The sequence below is a fragment of the Dickeya sp. CFBP 2040 genome (assembly GCF_012273755.1).
GTDB classification, from domain to species: Bacteria; Pseudomonadota; Gammaproteobacteria; order Enterobacterales; family Enterobacteriaceae; genus Dickeya; species Dickeya poaceiphila.
Window position 1 is genome coordinate 1 of sequence record NZ_JAAVXH010000027.1, and the last position, 7181, is coordinate 7181.

A 7181-nucleotide genomic window follows, 5' to 3' on the forward strand; every position below is an offset into this window, starting at 1 on the left:
AATCTGATATATGCTCTTCTTAATCTACATATAACTGACGAAGCGTTGAGCGTCTTAATCGTTTCTTCCGACATATCTAATTTTAAATATGTCTTAATAGAAAATACCTTAGCAATCAGGATAAAAGCAAAAGACTCATTTTTTAAATGATAAACATTCACAACTCCGATTTTATTGGACACGATATCAAAAAAAGTCCTAATGATGAATCCAATACGGGTTTTAGCATGAATTGGAATAAGAGTTATATATCTAGAATACGGATTATTTATATTTTTTCCTTTTTCCCAGTAATATATCTTTGATTTATAACCTAATATATTAGTCATTGCCATAGGGATCATTCCTACATCTTTAGTAAGATGTATCAGTTCTAGATCTCTGAATATCGTTGCAAATTTTTTACTCATGCAGTCTTAATTGCCTATTTATTGAATGGGATAGTTATAACCCATTTATCCCTCTCCATTGGATGTTACTTCATAACCAATATCAGATTCTCGACTATAACAGTTACAGTCAGCATCTTATTCATCCAAGAATCTGTACCTAATCGAACAGATATAAGTGTCTTGAGTACATCCACAAGATGATAAGTCGGAAAAGCTACAGCGTCGAGACATTATGTAATCAAAAGTCGACACAGTAACCTTATATATCGTTGCATCAGCAATAGGATACAACTTTCACCGAAGTTAGCAGCATTCCTTACAATACCTCTTGATTATCCACCCCTCAGGCGTTTTTTCGAATAAACTAATAATGTCATTATTTATTAGATTTGTAATCATAAGCATAATAACCATAATTTCCATATCCATAATAACTAGTCGCTCGTTTCTCAATAGCATTCAAAATTACACCTTTTATATTGATCCTATTCTGCTCAAAGCGGCGAATACTTATCTCAAGCTCTTTAACTGTATTTATTTCAAAACGAGCGACCAATAATGAAGTTCCAGCATGACGGCCAATAATAGCAGCATCTGTAACAGCCAATATGGGCGGTGTATCCAGTAAAACAAGATCATAGTTATCTTCCGCCCACTTAATAAAATCGGAAAAATTTTTATGCATCAACAACTCTGAAGGATTCGGTGGCATTTTCCCCTTTGAAATAAAATCCATATTCTCGACCTGAGTTTTATGCACCACATCCTGTATTTTGGATTGTCCAGAAAGAATATCTGAAAGGCCGTTGATATTCTGTGCACCTATCAACTCGTGCAAATATCCTTTTCGCATATCACAGTCAACGATTAATATTCGTTGACCAGCCTGCGCAATAATCGTACCTAAGTTGATGCTAATAAAAGTTTTACCAATCGAAGGGCTAGCACCAGAGATCATCAGTACATTATTTTTTGCTTCCATCATTGCAAAGTGGAGACTTGTACGTAAACTACGAATCGCTTCAATCGCCAAATCTGCAGGATTAGATAAAGCGAGTAGTTCAATTGAGCGAGTACCACTTTTCTTTCCTTTCTTATTTAACTTTGATAGGAAAGCTCTGTCTTTTTTCTGTTGCCACTCGGAAAGTGGTATACTGGCGTAAACATTAATCCCTAACTCTTCTAACTGTTCTGGACTCTCTATTCCTTTGTGAAGCATAGATTTTAATAAAGCCAGAACCGTAGAAAATGCAGTTCCTATAATTATGAACAATAATAAAATCAGCACTTTTTTAGGTTTTATCGGCGTCGGCTGTGCAACAGCTTTATCGATAATACGGACATTGCCAACAATACTTGCCTTATTAATACTCAGCTCTTGCTGCTTATTTAATAGTTGCATATAAACTGTATGGCCTGCCTGCACATCCCGAGTCAGACGCAATACTTCTTGTTGAGTCTTCGGCATGCCTCCCATTCGCTTATTTAATTTTTCACGCTCTTCTTGCAACGTTTTACGTTTTTCAATTAATGCACGGTATGCAGGATGTTCGCGAGTATAAAGTTTAGATATTTCGGCTTCTTTAAATGTCAGCTCATTGAGTTGGGACTCTACTGATACCATTGAATCCAATACAGCCTTAGACTCCAAGGATAGATCAACTGAATCATGCTGCTGTCGATAATTATTTAATTTATTTTCTGCATCATTTAGTGAATCACGAATTTTAGGTAACTGTTCTTTAAGAAAATCTAAACTTTTTTCAGCCTCTTCTGATTTACGCTCTATGTTCTGCTGTAAATAATTCAGGATGATGCTGTTCAATATTTTTGTTGTTACGATTGGGTCTTCACCTTCTAGGCTTACACCTAATACACCAGTGTCTTTTCCTTTATCTGCAACAGAAAATTCTCTCAAAATATTATTTACAGCAGTTAGCGTGTTTAACTTCCGTAAATTAAATACAGCACCTTTATCAGCTAAAATCTCACTAACTAGAATACTGATACCATTTTGATTTTCTAATTTCCCTACTTTACCATCAAAAGTAAATGTATCACCTCTTTTCAGACGATAATGCTGACTATCAAGTACTTCAAGAAAAAACTCTTTATCGAGCCAAGAGTCGGGTACATCAAGATGAGAAACCAAAATTCTACCTGACTCTATATCCATCAAACGCGCAACACCCTTTCCAATTATAGGAAAATATTTCTGCTGCACATAAATATTCAACGCCAGATCATCTATAGTTTTTCCTATCACCATGCGAGATTTAATTAACTCAATCTCTGCTGCGGACTGTGGTTTAGCATCAGGTAACATGCTGGAAATATCCTTGATAAGGCTATCACCATTTTTCTGTTCTACCTGAATCAGTGCATCAGCTTTATAAACGGGTGTTGCCAGCGTAATATAAAACACACCGATCATGGTAAATATCGCTGTTATTTTAATAATAAACCAGCGATTATCAAAAAAAACCCCCAAAGAACGCGCTAAATCAATACCATCTGCTCTATTAATTTCAGATGCTGTTACTATTGAATGTTTTTCTGCCATTATTTTCTCTGAAAGTTAACGACTTAATGTATCAGCCCATTTATTTGCAGCCAACTCAAGTTGTAAATAAACAAACTCAAAGGCCTCACGACTTTTACGATAGGGGTCAGCTATTTCCTGCTGATTTATCCAGTGACCAAACAGCATAGTTTTTCCACGAACTTCTGGCGAGATACGGCATACTGCATCAATATGCCCTTTTTCCATAACCAGAACTAAGTCATATTCACGGCACATGGCTGGGGTCAGTTGTCGTGCAAGATGCCCTTCCAACGAGATGCCATGCTCTAACGCAACATTGATGGCCATGCTGTCAGCAGGCTTGTCTACCAATGCCCCAAGCCCAGCTGATGCAATAATTTTTCCTGGAAGAACACGCTGCAAAAGCCGTTCACCAGTGGGAGAGCGGCATATGTTTCCGACGCAAACCACCAAAATAGAATTAAACATGATGAGCAGAATCCTTACGGCCAAGTTCTAACGCGCAACGAACCTTCGGAAAGATCGTTAAATCCAGAAATAGTGGGCACCAGTTGAGAGATCAAACGATTCCAACGCGCCACAGGCGCAGTAGTAACATAGACCACATCATAAGGTTGTAATTGGAATTCAGCCCCCATTACTAGTGCAGTGGCGTCAGCAGCATTTAACTGATAAATATTAGCCAATTTAGGTCCTTGAGTTCCATGCAAAGGGCGGATTACGAAAATCCCAGTTGCATCAGCTACAGACTGCTCAACGCCTTCTGCATTGCCTAACGCTTCTGTCAATGTCATTCCACTACGGTCCATCTTAAGCGTGGCTTGCTTTTTAACCTCTCCCATCACAAACACTTTTAGATTGTCATTACGAGGGATAAACAAAATATCACCAGGATAAAGCAGGCGATTTTGAGAAAGATCACCATTCTGCATTAGTGCCTGAAGAGAAATACGCTCATCTTTGCCATTGTGGGTAAGAATTACATTACGCCAATCGGCATTTTCTGTAAGCCCGCCAGCTTTATTGATAGCATCCAATATAGTTAGGGGTACATTGCTAATTGCCTGCTCACCGGATCTGGCCACTTCACCGGTTACATAAGCTTTCTGGGAACGAAAGGCCGCAATGCTGATTTCCACCTGTGGAGATTCAATGAACTTGGCAAGGCGCACCATCAGTTCTTCACGAACTTCTGTTACACTTTTGCCCACCACATTTAACTTACCGATATAAGGGTAGAAAATAGTTCCATCAGCATGTACCCAGTTACCGGTGTCACTTGCACTACGGTATGTACCCGCTGGAGTCGTCAATTCGGGATGATCCCATACTGTTACCATCAATACGTCACCAATACCAATTCGGTATTGGTAATTTTGAAGCTCTGCATCCAAGACAGGGTTTGCCTGCGCTACCAGAGGTTTAGGGCGCATTTTTTCAATCAACACTGGAGTCATCGGGTAAACATTAACCAGCTTATTGATGTTGAAGCCCGCGTCATCTTGCTCGACAGTTTCCTTCCCGCTTGTTGAAAGGTGAGAACCTGGAATAATAGTGCATCCGCTTACTAATGCCGTTATTACCACCAACGGTATCAACCTGAATTTCTTATACTTCATGCTCAATTAAGCCGCTGTTTTCAATTTTTATAAAAAACAAATCATAAAAATTTAATAATTTCTTATTGTTATGATTTGCCATCTCATACAACTCAGAAAAGATATTGCACGCATCTGGGCATATTCAGGAGCTCATACCTTCAGAGCTTTCCGGCTGCATAATCGTTACGGTACCTTTCCACGTCAACACTTTTACGATTCTTGCAATAGCCAGACAATAGGCTACAAATACGCCTATAAATCCCAATAACATCATATACTCCGGCACACCATACCATTCACAAACAACACCAATCAGTGCCAGCAATAATGCCATACCCATAATAATCAACAATGTTTGACGAGAACTAAACCCACAAAGCATTAATATGTGATGCAAATGCTCACGATCTGGTCTGAACGGGCTATTGCCGCGCCGGATACGTTTTATCATTACCGCAGCCATATCCATCAATGGAATAGCAATAACCCATAAAGCTGTAACAGGCTGCATGACCGCATGTTCACCCTGTGTAGCAATAATTAACACCCAAATAACAGTAAAGCCGATAAGTGTACTCCCGGCATCCCCCATAAAGACTTTGAACTTCATACCCCCAAAAAGCCCCAGATTAAGAACAATGTAAGGTAATGTTGCCGCCAAGAAGCACAAACTCCATAACGCCAGTTCTTCACGACCTTTTAAAGAAAAAACGAGTGCTATGGCACCAAAAGTTATGCAACTTAGACATCCCAGTAATCCATCAATACCATCAACCATATTGAAGGCATTAATGGCCCCCCATACAGCAAACAGCGTGATTACATATCCAACAATCCCCAATAGAAGTTCATGCTGGCCAAGGATTCTTCCAAAAGAAGAAAGATAAAGGCCGCTCCACATCATCAGCATGGCTGTCAATGCCTGCAAAGCCACACGAGGTAATACAGGTAGATCAAAGCGATCATCCAAAACTCCGATCAACAGTAATCCACTAGCGCACAACATGTAGGTATTAAAGGAGGGAAGCCAGTCAGAATGGAAAACGAACATAACCCAGAGCGAAAGATAAATCGATATACCTCCCGCTAAAGGAATATGTCCATGATGTTTTTTTCGACTATTAGGTTTGTCAACCAGCCCAACTTTTTTTGCAGCTTTACGCGCGATAAAAAGCAATCCAAACGCGCTGACAAATACCAGAAGGAAATCGCTCATATACTATCATGACCTGTCTTTTCTATAGGTAATCGACCAAGCTACCGCCCTTGGCTTTCAGCTACCAATTAGCTATCTATTGCAAATTCAGTCAGTTGTAGAATTACTCTTATTATACAGACACAGACTGACGTTCAAAACCACAACATTCTCTACTGATAAAAAGAAACTGCAATAAATAAAACCTATCCCTATAGCGTTCTATTTTAATTACTATTTTGAACCCAAATAGTGTTCGAAATCCTCACTGACTACCTTAACTACGCCCCCCCAGATTTGCGTACTGCCTGAACAAAAACTAGCCATGTCAATTACATCTGGCGGTGAATACCTGACAATAAGCACATTGAGTGCTCCATTAGTATGTATGAATACTCATCAATCACAATCATACATCTAGGCTCCCAAGTCTCATTCTTGTTGCTACTCAACAGTTAGCCTCATTTTAGAACAGACTACTGACTTAAATTCTATCATTAGCCAGAATGTGTGAAGAATGCCTGAAGAACATTCTTATTGATACACCAGGTTATTTTTCATCTAAAAATAACCTGGTGTATCAATATTCTACTGCTAAATCCTGCAACTCTAAAATTTTGACAGCGTTGCCTACACCCCTGATTACTGGCTGCTTTCAGCAAGTGTGAAACTTTCTTGATTTCACTATGGTCTGGTCTGGTCTGAGTATTTAATACATCACCTATTTTATTAATTTTATAGATTTTTTGGGGCAATGTGTAAAAAAAATCCATTAATCTATACTGCGCTAATTGTATAAAGAATTATATTCGTCAATCAATAAATAATTGATTTCGCAACAGACGCCCCTAAACCAAATCCAAAAAAAACAATAAAAATCAATATCATAATGCAATTGCATCTCTAATTGAAGGCACTATAGAATCATCATCTGACTGGCTCTGGCCCTAGTCCCTCCGGTTTTTAGTACCACCGCCAATGAGGATCTCCGGCCAGTTGATCTCTTCCCTTTGTTCAGTACCGGTGTAAAGTAAAGTTTTCGGCCCATTTTCTCCGTAAAAAAGAGGTCATCCGGCATGAAAAAGTCGCGATTCACCGAAGAACAGATTGCGTTTGCCCTGAAGCAGGCCGAAACCGGCACGCGAGTAGAGGAAGTCTGCAGAAAGATGGGGATTTCCGAAGCCACCTTTTATTATCTATGGACTACCTCCGTTTTGCAAGTACTGAATCTGGTTTTGGGTTGTTGCTTACATCTATCCGGCATCAGGAAAATCTGTGCCCAAATGGGTAATCCGCACACAATCGCCTCAACAACTGGACGGCCTCTGAGGCCAATATAATAGTCAGGTTCCGATTGTGCAGGTGCAACCTGTCACCATTTTTCAGTACTCTGCAACTCTTCTGGCTGGGTACTAACTTCCAACTGCCTGATACTCGGTATCATTTCT

At 39.4% G+C, this 7181-nt stretch carries 5 protein-coding genes and 1 pseudogene; 1 reads left to right on the forward strand and 5 read right to left on the reverse strand.

Features of this window, described 5'->3' with window-relative positions:
• From Dpoa2040_RS03755 to wecA, 5 genes are all read right to left on the reverse strand, one after another.
• Positions 1 to 410 (reverse strand): hypothetical protein (locus Dpoa2040_RS03755; protein WP_210423817.1); only part of this gene is annotated, 410 nt, incomplete at its 3' end.
• Between the two features lie 358 nt (positions 411 to 768).
• Entirely contained in the window at positions 769 to 2955 is a 2187-nt protein-coding gene (gene wzc, locus Dpoa2040_RS03760; RefSeq protein WP_168640364.1) for a tyrosine-protein kinase Wzc, read from the reverse strand.
• Positions 2956 to 2970: 15 nt separating this feature from the next.
• The gene (locus tag Dpoa2040_RS03765; RefSeq protein ID WP_042868658.1) at positions 2971 to 3405 is read right to left on the reverse strand and encodes a protein-tyrosine-phosphatase; all 435 of its coding nucleotides are present in this window, start codon (positions 3403 to 3405) and stop codon (positions 2971 to 2973) included.
• Between the two features lie 14 nt (positions 3406 to 3419).
• Positions 3420 to 4556 carry a polysaccharide export protein gene (locus Dpoa2040_RS03770; protein ID WP_042868656.1) on the reverse strand — a complete coding sequence of 379 codons (1137 nt, stop codon included), beginning with the start codon at positions 4554 to 4556 and terminating at the stop codon, positions 3420 to 3422.
• A gap of 124 nt (positions 4557 to 4680) precedes the next feature.
• Positions 4681 to 5754, reverse strand: a complete 1074-nt coding sequence (gene wecA / locus Dpoa2040_RS03775) for a UDP-N-acetylglucosamine--undecaprenyl-phosphate N-acetylglucosaminephosphotransferase (protein ID WP_168640365.1) — start codon at positions 5752 to 5754, stop codon at positions 4681 to 4683.
• Between the two features lie 1055 nt (positions 5755 to 6809).
• Here wecA and Dpoa2040_RS03780 point away from each other — a divergent pair.
• Positions 6810 to 6926: pseudogene (locus tag Dpoa2040_RS03780) on the forward strand (transposase); the annotation flags it as partial.
• Between the last annotated feature and the right edge of the window lie 255 nt (positions 6927 to 7181).